Origin of the sequence: uncultured Brevundimonas sp. (assembly GCF_963975535.1) — a bacterium.
Classification (GTDB): domain Bacteria; phylum Pseudomonadota; class Alphaproteobacteria; order Caulobacterales; family Caulobacteraceae; genus Brevundimonas.
The window spans coordinates 74138-88331 of record NZ_CAXBHE010000001.1 but is presented as its reverse complement, the minus strand read 5'-3'; the positions used below and the strand labels follow the sequence as shown (position 1 = coordinate 88331).

Below are 14194 nucleotides of genomic sequence, written 5' to 3'. Positions count from 1 at the left end.
TCTTGAAACGTTCTGGTTCTAAGGCGACGTCAGAGTCAAACGGTTTGACGCCTTATCCCCGGATTGCGGAGACGCCGGACCCGTGAAATCCTCGTCAGGACGTCACTGGAGGTCCGGCCATGTGCAACGAGTATCAACTCATCCTGCCGTTCGATGACGTCATCGCAGCCTTCAATGTGACCGGCGACCGGCTGGCGTTTCCCGGCGGCATGCCGAACTTCGGCCCGATGGCCTCGGTGCGGATCGGCGACCGGGCGCCGGTCATCCACATTGGGAAGGCCGGGCCGGAAGCGGTGATGACGCCATGGGCCTGGAAGGGACCGGGCGGGCGACCGGTGTTCAACTTCCGATCCGATGGGCGGTCCTTCGAGGGATCGCACCGGTGCCTGATCCCGGCGGACGGATTCTTCGAATTCACCGACCCCGAGCCCGGACAGAAGCGAAAGACCAAATGGCGCTTCACCCTTTCCGGCCAGCGACTTTTCTGGGTGGCGGGACTGGTCAAGGATGGTGCCTTCGCCATGCTGACCACGGAGCCGGGAGCGGATATCGCCCCCTATCACGACCGCCAGATCGTGCTGCTGCGTCCCGAGGACGGCGCGGCCTGGCTCAATCTTCAGCGGCCCCAAGCGGACCTGTTGCGAGCTTTGCCCGCAGGGAGCCTCGACGTCGAGAAGGTCTTCCCGATCGCGGCCTGAGCCCCGGACGTCTGACGGGTCCCAACCGACCGAGGGGGGCGCCTGTGATGTCGGGGTGCGAGGTGACCATCGTCTCGCATCTTTCTCGCGCCAGCCGGCGCGGCCTCTCAATGAGGCGGATCTGACCGAAACCCGGTCGGCTGGCGCAACCGCTATCGCGACTTTCATCCCCGGCCTGACGGCCTTCCTCGCGCGACAAGAAAGTCTCTTTCCGCGGTCCTCCGCTTCGCTGCGGGGGCTCGTTTCTCTCTCCCTGCGCGCCGCCCGCGCCCCGGTCTCCCGATCGCCATCGAGGCCGCGGCAGGCGTGGCCCGAAGCAATGGAGAGACTGACATGGCCACCATCGGCACCTTCACCGCTCAAGGCGACGGCTACACCGGTTCGATCAAGACCCTCACCCTCAACGTCAAGGCGGCGGTTCTGCGGCCCAACGAGAAGACCGACGACAAGGCCCCCGACTTCCGGATCTTCGCCGGCCAGACCGAGTTCGGCGCCGCCTGGAAGAAGACGAGCCAGCAGAACCGCGAGTACCTCTCGGTCAAGCTCGACGATCCCAGCTTCCCGGCGCCGATCTATGCCTCCCTGGTGGAGGTCGAGGGCGGACACAGTCTGATCTGGTCCCGCTGATCCAAGAGCCGCGGCGGCGCGGTAACCGCGCCGCCGCTCCTTTTTCCCACAATCCGTTTCGAGGAGGCCGCCATGACGCGCCCCGCCGATCCCGCACGCCCGAACGTTCATTCCCGGATCACCCAACAGATCATCACCCAACTTGAAGCCGGCGTTCGTCCTTGGACCCAACCCTGGAAAGCCGCCGCCTCCGTCAGCCGCCCGCTGCGACATGACGGGACGCCCTACAAGGGCATCAACGTCATCCTGCTCTGGGGCGAAGCCGCCGGCCGCGGCTATACCCGGTCCACCTGGATGACCTTCCGGCAGGCGCTGGCGCTGGGCGCCCACGTCCGCAAGGGTGAACGCGGTGCGACAGTGGTCTACGCCAACCAGGTCGTCCGGACCGAAGCCAATGAGGCGGGCGCCGATGTTGAACAGCGCATCCCGTTCCTGAAGGCCTATACCGTCTTCAACGTCGATCAGATCGACGACCTACCCGACCGCTATGGCGAGCTGGATATCGTCGAGATCAATCCGGACGATCGTATCGTTCGCATCGACGCCTTCTTCCGCAACTGCGGCGCAGACGTCAGACATGGCGGCGGGTCGGCCTACTATGCGCCCGGCCCGGACCACGTGCAGATGCCGCCGTTCGAGTGTTTCGAGAGCGCGGACACCTATTACAGCACCCTCGGTCACGAGATGACGCATTGGACGCGGCACCCAACGCGTCTGGATCGGGACTTTGGTCGCCAGCGCTTCGGCGATCCCGGCTACGCCCGCGAGGAGCTGGTCGCCGAACTTGGCGCCGCCTTCCTCTGCGCGGATCTGGGCTTGGTGCTCGAGCCCCGCGAAGACCATGCAGCCTACATCGCCAATTGGCTGAAGGTCCTGCGCGACGACAAGCGGTTCATCGTCTCGGCGGCTTCGCACGCGCAGAAAGCTGTTGATCATCTGAAAGGGTTGCAACCCGTCATCGAGTGAAGCCAGGGCGCGCCGCCATGGCGGCGCGCCCTCTCCGACGGCCGTGGGGTCGGCGGTTCTGGCAGGATCAGAAAAGTCGGCTGTCTAGGCTCGCATCTTCGCCAAACCACTCCGGCGGCATCACCGGATCTGGCCCGAGCAGATGATCGACCGTAGGGACTGCGCCGATGATCCGGTCTCGGAAGTGATCATCATCGAAGGGGTGACGCACGAACTCATAGCGCGGCGCGGTTCCGCCCAAGGTGATGTCGAGAAGCTCGCCGCCCGGGCTTCGGACGACGGAGTGGGAATGGAATCGCAGCCGGTTGTCGAAGGTCTCACCTCTCGCGTTGAGCCAGCCGTGAACGACGGCGTAGGTGGGGTTTGCCTCGACCCATCGCCGGGCGTTCTCGTGGCATCGACCTGACTCAGGGCTCCACCCCGGCGTCTGATCACCGATGTTCGACAGTCGGGTTCCAGGAAGTCCGTACGCGAGGTGTGCCGCCAGTTTATCTCGGTCCATTTGGAAAATCCGGTTCGTGACTTTGGACGCCTCCGCAGGCGGCTGCGTCCGAGCGGAACCGCGAGGATATGGGTTGGTGAAGGATCGGCCAAGCCCCTCGGCGACGGACGATGCGGGATGGGTCGGGATGCAGGTCCCGCCATCGGTTGGGGCGCCCTTCAGGGCGGCGGGCGAGCGACCGGAACCGGCCGCCGAGGGGAGGGCGGGCAGCCCCGTAGGCCTACGGGGCGAAGGGGGTGACGGTCTAGGGCAGGATAGGCTTTGCGCCGGCAATGTCTGACAGACCGACACCTTCATGGATCGCCTCACCCTCCGCGTCCCGCCCGATTTGATCCGCCGCTTCGACGCCGCTGCGGCTTCGAAGGGCGGCCGGTCGCGGCTGCTCCGGCGGTTGATGGAAGAGGCTGCAAAGGCGCCTTTTCCTGAGCCGCTGCAGGCGCCATCGGGAAGGCTTGAAGCTAAATTAGGGTTGCGGCTGACCTTCGCCGACCTGGCCGTGCTGGAGCGCGAAGCGGCGTCCAGAGGGCAGTCCCGAACGCAATGGGCGGTCGCACTGATCCGCGCGCGCCTTCATGGCCGCCCGCAGCTAAACCCGGACGAGGCGATAACCTTCGTCGAGGTCCAGCGCGAGCTGCGACGCATCGGCGTCAACATCAACCAGATCGCCCGGGCGCTGAACACCGCCGTGATGGAGGGGGCGGTGCTGGACCTGGAGGTCGCCCAGCTCGCCGCCTATTCGACAGAAATCCGCGCGCATCTGATCGGGGTTCGGGACGCCTTCGAAGGCAATCTCGCCTACTGGGCGCCAGGCCCATGAATGACTTTCGCGTGCCGGTCGGTTTTGAGGACGCCCTGCGTCCGCCGGTCCGAATGCGCCGGGCAAGGCTCGCCCCGGCCGTCCTGCGGGTCGGCCGGGGCGGGGAGGCCGGCACGGCCCGCGCGAAGCTCGAACGCATGGTGCGTCGGACACCCGAGGTCATGGTCAAGATCACCGGCCGGACGCGAGATGGAGGCCACCTCCAGCGTCATCTCGACTACATCACGCGCAATGGGAAACTGGTCCTCGAGGGGCCTGACGGTGAACGTCTGGTCGGCCGTCCTGAGGTGCGGGCGCTGGCCGAGGACTGGCGTGCCGAGCTGGCTGTGGTGACGTCCCGCCGCGACGCACCGGTTTCCTTCTCGATCATTCTGAGCATGCCGGCAGGCGTCGATCCCGGACGGGTCCATGATGCGGCCCGCGCCTTCGCCGCCACCCTGTTCGGGGATCGGCATCCCTATGTGTTCGCCCTCCATACAGATGATCGCCACCCCCATGTCCATCTGACGGTAAGGGCGCTCGGACGCGACGGCGAGCGGCTCAATCCGCGCAAGGCGGATCTTCAGCTTTGGCGGGAGACCTTCGCGGCGGCGCTGCGGGATCGCGGCGTCGAGGCCGAAGCGACGCCGCGACGGGTGCGGGGCGTCGTGCGCAAGGCCGAGCGTACGCCGGTGAGGAAACTGCGCGAGCGGTTCGAACGGGGCGAGGCGGCGATGCCGGAAACCGTAAAGAGAGCGCTCGAGTCGGCGGCCAAACCGCCTCCGGTCGAACCACCATGGGAGACCCGCTTGCGCGAGAAGCAGGCGTACATTCGACGGACGCTAGTCATCGAGGCACTGCGACTGCAGGCCTCCAAGGCCGGTGATGATCGTCAGCTAGGTCAGGATCTGGAGCGCTTCATCCGCAGCCTCCCGCCAGTGGCGACACGCAGGGAGATGCTCGCCCGGGCGCTCGCCGTTGATCGTGAAAGGCCGCAGGCGCCCCAAGGGCGGTCGCGCTAGCAGCGCCTTCGCTCGATCCTTGCGGAACGCGCCAGCGCCGGATCCTTCTGCTAAGCTTTCTACGCCATGTCCAAACTGAGCATCCACACCATCAACGCCCGCGACAACATCATGCTGGAGGTGATGCGCAGCTATTTCAGCGTGTCATCGACCGGCATGCACCGGGAAATCCGCAGGATGGTCGCCGAGACGGTTCGGCTGCTGGCGGAAAAGGGCATCGACTACAAAAAGCTGCAGAAGGCGCTCGTGCCTCAGCCGGGTCGGCGCGAGATCGCCCTGATCTTTGACACCCTCGGCATGACAGAGAGCTTCTACGCACTGCCGATCCACAAGCGGTTGCTGCCGGCTCTGCACCGCAAGAGCAGCCGGTCGATCCTGCACGGCGACTACATCGGCAAAAACCAGGACGTCATGTACCAGAACCTGGTCGATGTCCTGCAGCCGGTTCGGGACATCGACTATCGGCATAGCAACCAATTCTACATCGTCTACATCAACAACCTGACGGACCAAATGATTGGCGCCGTGACGAAGGCCTTCGAGGGCTATCACCCTTTCGTCGGCTGCGTGGACACGACCTTCTCGTCGCCCTTCAAAACCCACCTGTCATTCAGCATCGGCACCTCCTACATCCAGCATGGTAACGTTATTGTCGGTCAGCATGAGGACGATGCGCCGTCGGACGAGGATTGGAACCTTCCCGGCTTTCCGTTCGAGGAGGCCGGCTACAAGCTTCGCAGCATCGCCGGAAATCCGTTCAGTGTGCTGCTGAGTTACAAGATCGAGCGCCCCGTCTATCAAGGGTTCGAGGAGGACACGGAGTTCTCGCTGAACGCCTTGCACGCCACCCCGCTGAAACTCGGCGATCTCGAGGTCTACATCAGCCCGGAGCGCTTCGAATATCTCCGGACCACACCCGGTCACGGTGTCCGGCAGGGCGAAGTGCAGTCGACATCGGAGCTCACGGCCTTGATCAAAGCCAAGATCGGTCAGAACTACCTTTACGATATGACCCACGACAGCGATTGGAACGTCAGCAAGTTCAACGTCGTACTGGAGCTGGGGGAGAGCGCTTCCCGATATCGGGCTCGGCTAGGTCTGATGTATCAGCCGGATGCCGAGCGGATTGAGGTTCTGACGCTGTACTAGTCGAGGCGGCTCGCCTAGCCGATCTGGCAGAGGCGCGGGAATAGGAGAGGCGGACGTGGCGACGAGATCCAGGGCCAGAACCCCGCCCGCACCGCTGGAGCCGATGCAGGCCGCATTTGAAGCGAGCGCCCGGCGCCTGCCTGAGCTTCAGCTGCAGAAGATCATTGCGAACCGCGCTGCGGCCTCCGGGTTTGAGCTGGACCCCGGCGAGTCAGAGGCTCTAGCGAAGCAACTGCTTGCCGGCAGCAAAGGGAGCGTCACGCTCGACGAACGCTCAAGTCTGACGGAGGCGACGATAACGCTCACGGACGAGGACGTGGACGAAATCCGTCGGCTGCCAGATCGCATAGAGGCCGCGATGACAGGCGCCGCAGAGAACGTCGTCAAAAAGTCAGCGGACGTCCTGCTGAAAGCGATCCGCCGGCAGTGGCCTGCCATCAAGGCCGCGCATGAAGAGGATCGCGCGGCGTTTACCGAAACCATCCAGCTGCTTTGGGGTGACGCGCTCGACAAGCTCGACATGCTCATCGCGACGGCTGAGAGCGTCGGCGGACAGGCCGTCGCAGTGGCCAGAGCGTCGCGCTCCAAGAAGCGTATCGCGCTGACCGCGGCGCTTGGTCGTCTGCATATACGCGGGGTCCAGGTCGCCAATGAGGTCCTGACGCTGCTGCGCGAGGGCTATGCCGACGCCGCCTTTTCAAGGTGGCGGACGCTTCATGAGATCACAGTCGTAGCGATCGTCCTGGGCGACCACGGTGAAGCGTTGGCAATCAGATATCTCGACCATGACCTGGTGGAGGCGGAGCGGGCTGCGGAGGTCTATCAGCGATGTCACCCAAAGGACGCCGCAAAGCGGAACAACACCAAAGCGCTGAAGCAAACGATGGAAGACTACGAGGCGGTGGTTGCTCAGTATGGCTCGGCGTTCAGGTCGCCCTACGGATGGGCGGCTGAGGCCCTTGGAAAGGAGAAGCCGACTTTCCAGCATCTGGAGGAAGCAGCGGACCAGGCGCAGATGCGGCTTCAATACAAGGCCGCCAGCTTTGGCGTCCATGCAGGTGCCAAAGGGCTTACAGTGTCCGTGGCGGACGTGTTTGGAGAAGGGCCGCCCGGCGCCGCCAGTATCGGAGGCTTGCAAGAGGCCGGCGCAGAAACCGCCTACAGCCTGGTCCGCTTGACCGGCCCGCTCCTTGGTCCGACGTGGTCAGTCGACAAACTCGCGGGGCTGAATGTCTTGATCCGCCTTCGGGACGCGGCCGCCAAAGCCTTCACCCGAGGAGGCCAAGCTATGCGCGACGCGACCTGGGTGACTGAAGAGGAGGTTGAGGCCTGGACAAGGGCCGGGGAGAGTGTGCACGCCGAGCCCAAGGATCAGAGCTAGTGGACCGGCTACTTCGGGCCCGCAGTGCAATCTATGACCACTTCCACGCATCAGGGATCCGGGAAGCGTATTTCCTCCAGCCCGGGCAACGAGATCGCTTCGCCCAATACGAAACGGCGATGCTCTTGCTGCAGGATACCGGCGAAGCCTTATGGACCCACCGGCGTCGCGGGTTCTCCCCGTCAGCCATGATGGCCTACATCGAGTTCTGGGGCGTCGTGCAGGCGGTGATCATCCAGCAGGATGCGCTCGTCGAGTTGGCGGCGTCCGTGGGCGCTCCCGAAGTACCCGCAGCCGCGGCCTGGCGAGAGATACGAGACTTCCGAAATCTTCTGGTCGGCCATCCCGCCAACAAGACATCCGGCCCGAAAGTGCTCGGCGCGAGAAGCCCGATGCGCAGCTTTATGGGGCGGCAGGAAAAGACCTACAGCGACCTGACCTATGAGCTCTGGGATGGTGGGGCTCAGAAGGTGAGCCACCCGAGAGTCGACCTCGGGAATATGATCGATGCCTATGAAGCGGAAGCCTCCGATCATCTGGAGGTCATCCTTGCCCACATCCGCCGGGAATGGCCGGCACCTGACTCATGCGCTGGCACGGCAAAAGATCCGGTCGTCTTGTCCTTCAGCCCGCTTCCGATTCCGGGCGCGGCACCAACGTCCGCTGCTGACGCGAATCCGATATGCGCCGCGTCTTAGGTCACGCTGCAAGTCCTCAGGATACTCTGAGCAGGGGACGTCCTGTTTCGACATAATGGTCCTATCGGTCCCTACGCCGCTCCGCTCGCTCGTGTTGCTTTTTCGTGGCAACGTTATGAGGCCGGTCGGCCTCCGGCTGCACGCGAGACCAAGCTCTTTGTATGAGCCGTGCTTGGGCGGCGGGGTCGGCGATTAGGGTGCGGACGACCACAGCAGCCATTTTGAGGCGTCGTTTGACATCGTCGCGCGAAGGCTCCTTCTCGCGAGAAGCACGACCTCCGGTGTTTTGTTCAGGGCGGACATTCGCCGCCTGCCGATCGCGCTCCGTCGGCTTGTATCCAGCGACTTCCAGCCCGAGTGTCCGCGCCTGCACCCAGACCTCGCGACGGAAGGCGTCGTCGCCTGCCACCTTGATCCGCGCCCATCCGCGGTGCTGAGCAATACGTAGCATGGCCGCGACCGAGTCCGGATACGCCTGCGGGGAGGACAGGGCGCGGCCATGATCCCGGAACGCCGGGTCCGCCGTCTTGTGATCGCGGTAGTAGCGCTCCGGGCGGCCCTGCCGATCCCGCTCTATCAGATAGCGATCCAGGAGCGGGGCCGGCACGTCGCCCTTGTCGAGCGAGCGCCGCTCGCGGGGCTCGGTGGTCCGGGGCGATATCCGGTTGGTCGAGGATGTCGACGAACGAGCTGCGGTCACGATCTACGTCCCCGCGAAGGGAGTGCGGCGGCCGGAGTGGTGACCACCCGATCGAGCCACGCCTGCACGTCCTTCTCGGAGGCGCCGGGCGGTGGAGGCGTCAGGCCCTCGGTGGCGAAGCGGCGAACGATGCTGTCGAAATCCATGTCTGTCTCCCCATCTGACGACATCGTTGTTGGTGGGACGGTCGCTGTCGAACGCGGCGGCGCGGGCGCGATCGGCACATCGGGCGGTGGGCGCTGCCTGGCGGTGAAGCGGCGGTCCGAGAAGTAGACGAGCTTGCGTCCGCGCGTCGGAGCAAGGCCCGCCTTCAGCACGATCAGGGTGTGTTGCGGGAACTGCATCAGCTCCTGCGGCAGCATGAGAGCGCGCTTCTGATCGGAATCGGTGAGACTTCGCCGGCCCTGCCCCAGTCCCATCGGTCGGCTGCGGCTGCGCCCTCGGTAGGTGTAGTAGCCGAGCCGTTCGCTCAGCTCCTGCGCCACCTTGAGCTCCTTGGGCGCGAAGACGATCTCCAGCCCGCAGTTGGTGAGAATGTCCTCGGTCACGTCGGGACCATAAAGCGCCCGGAGTTGGGAGGGGCTCTGGATGACCGGCAGCAGACGCAGGCCGTATCCCGCAACCCAGGCGAAGGCGTGCGCCAGCACAGGCGCGCGACCGAGCCGCGCGAACTCATCCAGCAGCACCAAGGTCTGGGGATCGCTCGCGTCAGGCAGGGCGCGGCTGTTGAGATCGACGAGCTGCTGGAACAGAAGGGCGTACAGCGGAGCGACCCGATCCATGTTCTCAGGCGAGGCCGCCAGATAGAGCGACAGCCGGCCGCTGCGGATCGCGCGCAGATCGAAGTCGCTGTGGCTGGTCGCAGCATCCACCAGCGGATTGAGCCAGAGTCCCATGCGGGTGGTGATCGACTGCCGGATCGATGCGAAAGTGTTTTCGCCCGAACTGCAGAAGTCGTTCAGGGCCGTCACCGCTCCGGCGGGCAGGGGATCGCCTTCCTTGCGGCGCTGCTCCAGCAGTTTGGGCAGCCGGTCGCGCGGGTCGCCGTCGGTCAGCTGGCGGTAGATCTCGCCCAGGGTGAAGGGCAGGTCCGGGGTCGCGGCGACATAGGCGCCCACACCGATGAAGCCGGTACGGGCCGCTTCAGCCCAGAACGGGTCGGCATGACTGTGTGCGGGAAACAGCATGTTGGCGATCCGCTGCAGCTCGTCCAGAACGACAACGGGTTCGCTGCGATCGATGTGGCCGAGTGGGTTGAACCGCGCGGTGCGGCCGTCCGGGGCCAGCGGGTCGAAGAGATGGACGGTCTGACCCGCGCCCGCACGAAAGCCTGCCGTGGCGTTGAAATTCTCTCGCTTGATGTCCAGCACCACGACGGAGGACGGCCAGGCCAGGAGGTTGGGGATGACGACCCCGACACCCTTGCCGGTCCGGGTCGGGGCGTAGAGAAGCAGATGGTCGGGGCCGTCGGCGACCAGCAGGCCGTCCGATGTCTCGCCCAGCAGGATTCCGGTCCGCGCTCTTAGCCGGTGACGGCGTTGCTCCGCCCGCGTCGACCAGCGGGCCGCGCCGTGCAGGGGGCGACGTATTCCCAGCGCGACAGCCGTGGCGAGGATGAGGAGGAAAAGGGCCATGACGCCGGCTCCGATCGCCAGCCAGCGACGCACCTCCGGATCATGACGGTAGTAGATGAACCAGGCCGGGACGCGGGCCGGGTCGATGTCGCCCGAGAAGCGGCCCAGTCCGATGAGGGCGATGACCAGCACGCCGACGACGAAAAGGACGACGGCGGCCACCAGCCCGGCTGCGATCAGTTTCCCCCTAGTCTCCGGCGTGGCGCTTGCGAAGCGGGTCATGCCAGACCTCCGTCATCTGGAAGCGGCCGCCGCTCTTCTTCATCTGGACCACCACGTCCACCATCAGGTGCAGCATGGTGCGGATGTCGTCGCGCGGCAGGTCGCGCCCGCCTTCGGATTCCCGCACCAGCAAGGTAAGCTGCTCGAACGCCAGGGTCGCGGAATCCGCGTGGACGGTAGTGATTGACCCGGGGTGCCCTGAGTTGACGTTGCGCAGAAAGAAGAAGGCGGTGCCGTCGCGAAGTTCCTGGAGCAGGATGCGGTCGGGCCGCATCCGCAAGGCGCTCTCGAGCAGCGCCTTGGGACCGACCTTCGCCAGACCTTGACCATCCTTCGAATAGAGGAGATGTACGACGTTGCGCTGCGGCAGGATCAGCTCGCGGGTATCCTCGATCGTCAGCAGGCGCTCGTGTTCCGGAATGAGCTCAACCAGACCCTTGGCGAAGGTCGTCTTGCCCGAGCCGGTCGCGCCCGAGATCAGGATATTGCGGCGGCTTTCGACCGCAAGGCGGAAAAAGGCGACCCAGTCGCCGGCCTCGCGCAGACGAATTAGCGTCGCATCGGTCTCATCCGTCTCGCCGCCCCGGACAATCTCGGCAGAGGCGAACAGACCGGCAGCATGAAACTCGTCCAGACCCATGCGTCGACCTGAAGGCTTGCGGATCGTCAGCGACACCGTGCCGTTTGGAACGACGGGCGGCAGGACGATCTGGCAGCGTTCGTCGCCGGGCAGGACCGTCGAACATATCGGTCGTTCCGCATCGACATCCTGTCCGCTGTAGGCCGCAGCCGCCACCGCCAGGGTTCGCAACCAGCCTTCGGTGAGCTCCGGGGTCTCATGCCAGCGCCAGCCCTCCGGTCCCTCCACGCCGACCTCGCCCGGCCGGTTGACGACCACTTCGGTCACCGTCGGCGGGTCGAGGAAGGGCCGCAGCGGCGCGAGATAGTGTTCGATGACGGAGGTGTCGCGCATCATCTCGGCCGGAGGCGGTAGACATCCGCGAAGTTGAGATCCTGTGCGACGAAGATCGAGACCTCTGATCCCTGAGCCTTCCGCAGGGTCGGCGGGATTCCGATCGAGCCCTGCAGGGCGACCGCTGCGGCGTCGGAGGGGACGCGCGCGGTAGACTGGAGCTGCTGGCCACCGCCGGCTGCGGCGTAGGCAGCGTCATCGACGATCGACAGCAACAGGGCGCCGCCGAAGCGATCCCAGAAATGGGTGTCGATCGACCCTGACAGCCCGGCGCGGCCCAGCGCATCGGCCGCCGGGGAGGCCAGGGCGATGGCGACGCCATTGGGCGTGACCGCGCGGGTCCAGAGAACGAAGAGTCGACCCCGGCCGGGCTGAACCGCCCCACGGTACTCGCCCAGCACGCGCGTCCCGCGTTCCATCAGGACCACAGCGCCGTTCTCGGAATAGACATCCCGGGAAATCAGGCAGCTCACATAGCCCGGCGTGCTGCTGTCCATCGCCGTCTGCAGCACGCAGGGCACGCTCGCCCCTGCGGTGATGAGAAGATTCCGGTCTGGCAGCCGACCCGCCCGCGCCTCTCCGATGGGGCTGACCCGGCGCAACTCATCGAGCGTATGACCGGCGCCGTCGCCGCTGGCGGCGACGTGGAGGGGGGCTTCGGCGCGAGGCTGACCAGCCGGAGCGGCGCCCGGCCGGCTGTACGCCAGGACGGGAGCGCGTTGCGCGCTCTCGGCCAGCGCCCGGCGTTGTTCGGCCGGCGTGGGGCCGGACGGAGACGCTGGCGAGGAGGGCTCGATCGAGGGAACGGCGTTCCGCTCGTCCGCCAGGGTCGGTGCGAGCGGATCGGTCTGCGCCGCCTCCAGCAGGGGCGGGTCCGATCGGCGGGCCGGCTCGAACGGTGCCAGCTGCCGGGGCGGCGTGTCATCGGCCGGTTGCTCCCGTTCGCGCGCGTCGCCCCGATCCCAGGTCGCGAACAGAAACACGCCGCAGCCGGCGGCCAGCGCGGCGAGGGTGACCAGCCGGCCTTGGCGGCCTCCGATCCGGCCGGCGATCGGGGAGACGCCGCGGTCATGGGCGGGCGCGGGCTCTCGCGTCTCTTCGGTCGGCGGAGGCGGAGGCGGGGTCTCGGCGCTCATGACGGGTCTCCGGTCACGGTGCGGTCCACGACAGGCGAGGCGGTTCCGGTCCCTGTGGCCTCGCCGCGCGCATCGAAGGCGTCGTTGAAGATGCAAAGGACCGTCCCGCCGTGACGGAGCCGCAGACCCGCCACTACCCCGTGGATCACGACGAACTGGCCGCGGACATCATACGGAACGAGCCGTTCGGAACCGTCGCTCGTCACTTCGAAGATGGCCGGGATCGGTTGATTGCCGGGAAAGCGCATCACCGTGAACCGGCCGTTGTCCGTGACCTCGCTCGGCTGAAGTCGGGCGTCGCCCTGGACGGAATAGGCGAGGTTGCGCCGGCCTTCGACCGCGCCCGCCTGAAGTTCCAGTCCGACAAGCCGCTCCTCGGCGGCCTGGGCGGAGGCCGCCAGACTCGCGGCGGCGCGCGCCTGCTCATCCGCAGGATAGCGGAAGCGGATCTGGTAGGCTGCCGTACGCGCCGTGCGATCCTGGGCGAGCAGCTCGAAGACATAGTGCCGGGCGAGGCCGCCGCGCTCGGTCACGACCAGAAGGTTGGTGGACTGATGCCGTTCGCGGGGCTTCAGAAATAGGACCGAACCTTCCGCAGCGATCTCCCACGCCACGCTGTCGCCGATCGCGGCATGGCGGATCGTCTCCTCGGGAGAGAAGATGATCTGCGTCGCCGTGCGAAAGGCGCCCGAGACCTGGTAGACGCCGTCCGGCGCGTACGTAAACTCCTGGATGCGCCCGCCTGCGCCCGATTGGGCGAAGGCGGGCTGAGCCAGCGTCAGAACGGCGACGGCAACTGGAACGGTGAAGGCTTTCATCGGATGACCTCCGGGTCGGCGCGGTAGGATGTCACCTGGAAGCCGAGTGGGTTCCTGAGGCGATCGGATTCCGCCATCGGCGCGCGGGTGTAGGTGAAGGCGATCGTGGCGATCCAGTCGCTCTCGGTGACCTGCTGGGCGCGTCGCACCGTGCGGCGGAAGCGCACGTTGGCCACGTCGTCGTTGATGAAGCCGATGGCCCGGATCGACACGACGGCCTCGCCGTCCCGTCCATACAGGTTCTGCGGACTTTGCGGGTTCGAGCCTCGATAGAGATCTGCCCAGCGTCTCTGCTCGCCCGGGCCCGACAGGATCGAGACCTGGCGAAACGCGTCTTCGGCGGCCGGGTCGAGATAGCCCTCCCGGCTCCTCACGTACTGGCCAAGAAAGTATTTGCTGACCGCTTCGTCATACTGGAGCGGTCCGTCGTCAGCGGAGAGACCCCGGACCACATCGACGGAGCCCGTGGCCTGATCGACGCGGATGACGAAGGGCTCGCTCGTCTTCAGAGGCGTCAGGAAGGTGACGGCCGCCGTGGCCGCGATGGCCAGCGCCCCTGCGACGCCGGCGGCGACCCAGGCCAGCCGGCGCGACCGGAGCGCGCTGGCGAGACGGTCCTGATCCCAGCGTCTCGCGTCGGCGAAATACCGCTTCAACTCGTCCGAGGGGACGCCACTCATGCGCAGCCCCCCGAGGCCGGAACGACCGGAGCGGGCGTGACCGGGGTGGCCGACTGCGACGGCAGGAGGACCGATCCGTAAGGATTGGCTGGACGGCGATCACGGCCGTCGCAGGTCGGCGGCACGTCTCCGCGAGCGGTGGCGCAACCGCCGAGCAGGCCGCTCAGGATCAGAAGCAGGCGAAGGCTCATG

General features: G+C 66.1%; 16 protein-coding genes. 8 read left to right on the top strand and 8 right to left on the bottom strand.

What is annotated here, in order from left to right:
* The first annotated feature begins 119 nt into the window (after positions 1–119).
* The 3 genes from AACZ75_RS00470 to AACZ75_RS00460 all read left to right on the top strand — a co-directional run bounded on the left by AACZ75_RS00470 (position 120) and on the right by AACZ75_RS00460 (position 2291).
* On the top strand, positions 120–698 hold the full coding sequence (locus tag AACZ75_RS00470; RefSeq protein WP_339870569.1) for an SOS response-associated peptidase: 579 nt from the start codon (positions 120–122) through the stop codon (positions 696–698).
* 333 nt (positions 699–1031) lie between these two features.
* Positions 1032–1325: a DUF736 domain-containing protein gene (locus AACZ75_RS00465; protein WP_054765292.1), complete on the top strand. Its 294-nt coding sequence runs from the start codon at positions 1032–1034 to the stop codon at positions 1323–1325.
* 72 nt (positions 1326–1397) lie between these two features.
* Positions 1398–2291: a zincin-like metallopeptidase domain-containing protein gene (locus tag AACZ75_RS00460; RefSeq protein WP_339870567.1), complete on the top strand. Its 894-nt coding sequence runs from the start codon at positions 1398–1400 to the stop codon at positions 2289–2291.
* A gap of 67 nt (positions 2292–2358) precedes the next feature.
* On the opposite strand, the gene AACZ75_RS00455 is transcribed toward AACZ75_RS00460, so the two are convergent.
* The gene (locus AACZ75_RS00455) at positions 2359–2793 is read right to left on the bottom strand and encodes a hypothetical protein (RefSeq protein WP_339870566.1); all 435 of its coding nucleotides are present in this window, start codon (positions 2791–2793) and stop codon (positions 2359–2361) included.
* Between the two features lie 295 nt (positions 2794–3088).
* Between AACZ75_RS00455 and AACZ75_RS00450 the strand changes: the two genes are divergently transcribed.
* The 5 genes from AACZ75_RS00450 to AACZ75_RS00430 all read left to right on the top strand — a co-directional run bounded on the left by AACZ75_RS00450 (position 3089) and on the right by AACZ75_RS00430 (position 7839).
* Entirely contained in the window at positions 3089–3610 is a 522-nt protein-coding gene (locus AACZ75_RS00450; protein ID WP_339870565.1) for a MobC family plasmid mobilization relaxosome protein, read from the top strand.
* Positions 3611–3771: 161 nt separating this feature from the next.
* A complete protein-coding gene (locus tag AACZ75_RS00445; RefSeq protein WP_339870563.1) occupies positions 3772–4611 on the top strand; it encodes a relaxase/mobilization nuclease domain-containing protein in 840 nt (279 codons plus the stop codon).
* 66 nt (positions 4612–4677) lie between these two features.
* Entirely contained in the window at positions 4678–5760 is a 1083-nt protein-coding gene (locus tag AACZ75_RS00440) for a hypothetical protein (RefSeq protein WP_339870561.1), read from the top strand.
* Between the two features lie 103 nt (positions 5761–5863).
* Complete coding sequence (locus tag AACZ75_RS00435; protein WP_339870559.1) at positions 5864–7141, top strand: DUF5677 domain-containing protein; 1278 nt, start codon at positions 5864–5866, stop codon at positions 7139–7141.
* A complete protein-coding gene (locus tag AACZ75_RS00430) occupies positions 7141–7839 on the top strand; it encodes a hypothetical protein (RefSeq protein ID WP_339870558.1) in 699 nt (232 codons plus the stop codon). The genes AACZ75_RS00435 and AACZ75_RS00430 overlap by 1 nt, the downstream gene beginning before the upstream one ends.
* Before the next feature lie 61 nt (positions 7840–7900).
* Here AACZ75_RS00430 and AACZ75_RS00425 read toward each other — a convergent pair whose 3' ends face one another.
* The 7 genes from AACZ75_RS00425 to AACZ75_RS00395 are packed head-to-tail and all read right to left on the bottom strand — an operon-like array spanning position 7901 to position 14193.
* Complete coding sequence (locus tag AACZ75_RS00425; protein WP_339870557.1) at positions 7901–8539, bottom strand: LPD7 domain-containing protein; 639 nt, start codon at positions 8537–8539, stop codon at positions 7901–7903.
* Positions 8536–10395: a type IV secretory system conjugative DNA transfer family protein gene (locus tag AACZ75_RS00420; RefSeq protein WP_339870556.1), complete on the bottom strand. Its 1860-nt coding sequence runs from the start codon at positions 10393–10395 to the stop codon at positions 8536–8538. Before AACZ75_RS00420 ends, AACZ75_RS00425 begins: the two co-directional genes overlap by 4 nt.
* Positions 10361–11368: a P-type DNA transfer ATPase VirB11 gene (virB11, locus tag AACZ75_RS00415; RefSeq protein WP_339870555.1), complete on the bottom strand. Its 1008-nt coding sequence runs from the start codon at positions 11366–11368 to the stop codon at positions 10361–10363. Before virB11 ends, AACZ75_RS00420 begins: the two co-directional genes overlap by 35 nt.
* Positions 11368–12504 (bottom strand): type IV secretion system protein VirB10, encoded by a 1137-nt coding sequence (gene virB10, locus AACZ75_RS00410; protein ID WP_339870554.1) that lies wholly within the window; start codon positions 12502–12504, stop codon positions 11368–11370. Before virB10 ends, virB11 begins: the two co-directional genes overlap by 1 nt.
* Positions 12501–13322 (bottom strand): TrbG/VirB9 family P-type conjugative transfer protein, encoded by an 822-nt coding sequence (locus AACZ75_RS00405; protein WP_339870552.1) that lies wholly within the window; start codon positions 13320–13322, stop codon positions 12501–12503. Before AACZ75_RS00405 ends, virB10 begins: the two co-directional genes overlap by 4 nt.
* A complete protein-coding gene (locus AACZ75_RS00400) occupies positions 13319–14002 on the bottom strand; it encodes a virB8 family protein (RefSeq protein ID WP_339870551.1) in 684 nt (227 codons plus the stop codon). The genes AACZ75_RS00405 and AACZ75_RS00400 overlap by 4 nt, the downstream gene beginning before the upstream one ends.
* Positions 13999–14193: a hypothetical protein gene (locus AACZ75_RS00395; RefSeq protein ID WP_339870550.1), complete on the bottom strand. Its 195-nt coding sequence runs from the start codon at positions 14191–14193 to the stop codon at positions 13999–14001. Before AACZ75_RS00395 ends, AACZ75_RS00400 begins: the two co-directional genes overlap by 4 nt.
* Between the last annotated feature and the right edge of the window lies 1 nt (position 14194).

What these genes read in the sequence shown, in the direction of transcription:
- AACZ75_RS00470 (WP_339870569.1), top strand. Translation starts at nt 120, where the DNA reads ATGTGCAACGAGTATCAACTCATCCTGCCGTTCGATGACGTCATCGCA.
- AACZ75_RS00465 (WP_054765292.1), top strand. Translation starts at nt 1,032, where the DNA reads ATGGCCACCATCGGCACCTTCACCGCTCAAGGCGACGGCTACACCGGT.
- AACZ75_RS00460 (WP_339870567.1), top strand. Translation starts at nt 1,398, where the DNA reads ATGACGCGCCCCGCCGATCCCGCACGCCCGAACGTTCATTCCCGGATC.
- AACZ75_RS00455 (WP_339870566.1), bottom strand. Translation starts at nt 2,793, where the DNA reads ATGGACCGAGATAAACTGGCGGCACACCTCGCGTACGGACTTCCTGGA.
- AACZ75_RS00450 (WP_339870565.1), top strand. Translation starts at nt 3,089, where the DNA reads ATGGATCGCCTCACCCTCCGCGTCCCGCCCGATTTGATCCGCCGCTTC.
- AACZ75_RS00445 (WP_339870563.1), top strand. Translation starts at nt 3,772, where the DNA reads ATGGTCAAGATCACCGGCCGGACGCGAGATGGAGGCCACCTCCAGCGT.
- AACZ75_RS00440 (WP_339870561.1), top strand. Translation starts at nt 4,678, where the DNA reads ATGTCCAAACTGAGCATCCACACCATCAACGCCCGCGACAACATCATG.
- AACZ75_RS00435 (WP_339870559.1), top strand. Translation starts at nt 5,864, where the DNA reads ATGCAGGCCGCATTTGAAGCGAGCGCCCGGCGCCTGCCTGAGCTTCAG.
- AACZ75_RS00420 (WP_339870556.1), bottom strand. Translation starts at nt 10,395, where the DNA reads ATGACCCGCTTCGCAAGCGCCACGCCGGAGACTAGGGGGAAACTGATC.
- virB11 (WP_339870555.1), bottom strand. Translation starts at nt 11,368, where the DNA reads ATGCGCGACACCTCCGTCATCGAACACTATCTCGCGCCGCTGCGGCCC.
- virB10 (WP_339870554.1), bottom strand. Translation starts at nt 12,504, where the DNA reads ATGAGCGCCGAGACCCCGCCTCCGCCTCCGCCGACCGAAGAGACGCGA.
- AACZ75_RS00405 (WP_339870552.1), bottom strand. Translation starts at nt 13,322, where the DNA reads ATGAAAGCCTTCACCGTTCCAGTTGCCGTCGCCGTTCTGACGCTGGCT.
- AACZ75_RS00400 (WP_339870551.1), bottom strand. Translation starts at nt 14,002, where the DNA reads ATGAGTGGCGTCCCCTCGGACGAGTTGAAGCGGTATTTCGCCGACGCG.
- AACZ75_RS00395 (WP_339870550.1), bottom strand. Translation starts at nt 14,193, where the DNA reads ATGAGCCTTCGCCTGCTTCTGATCCTGAGCGGCCTGCTCGGCGGTTGC.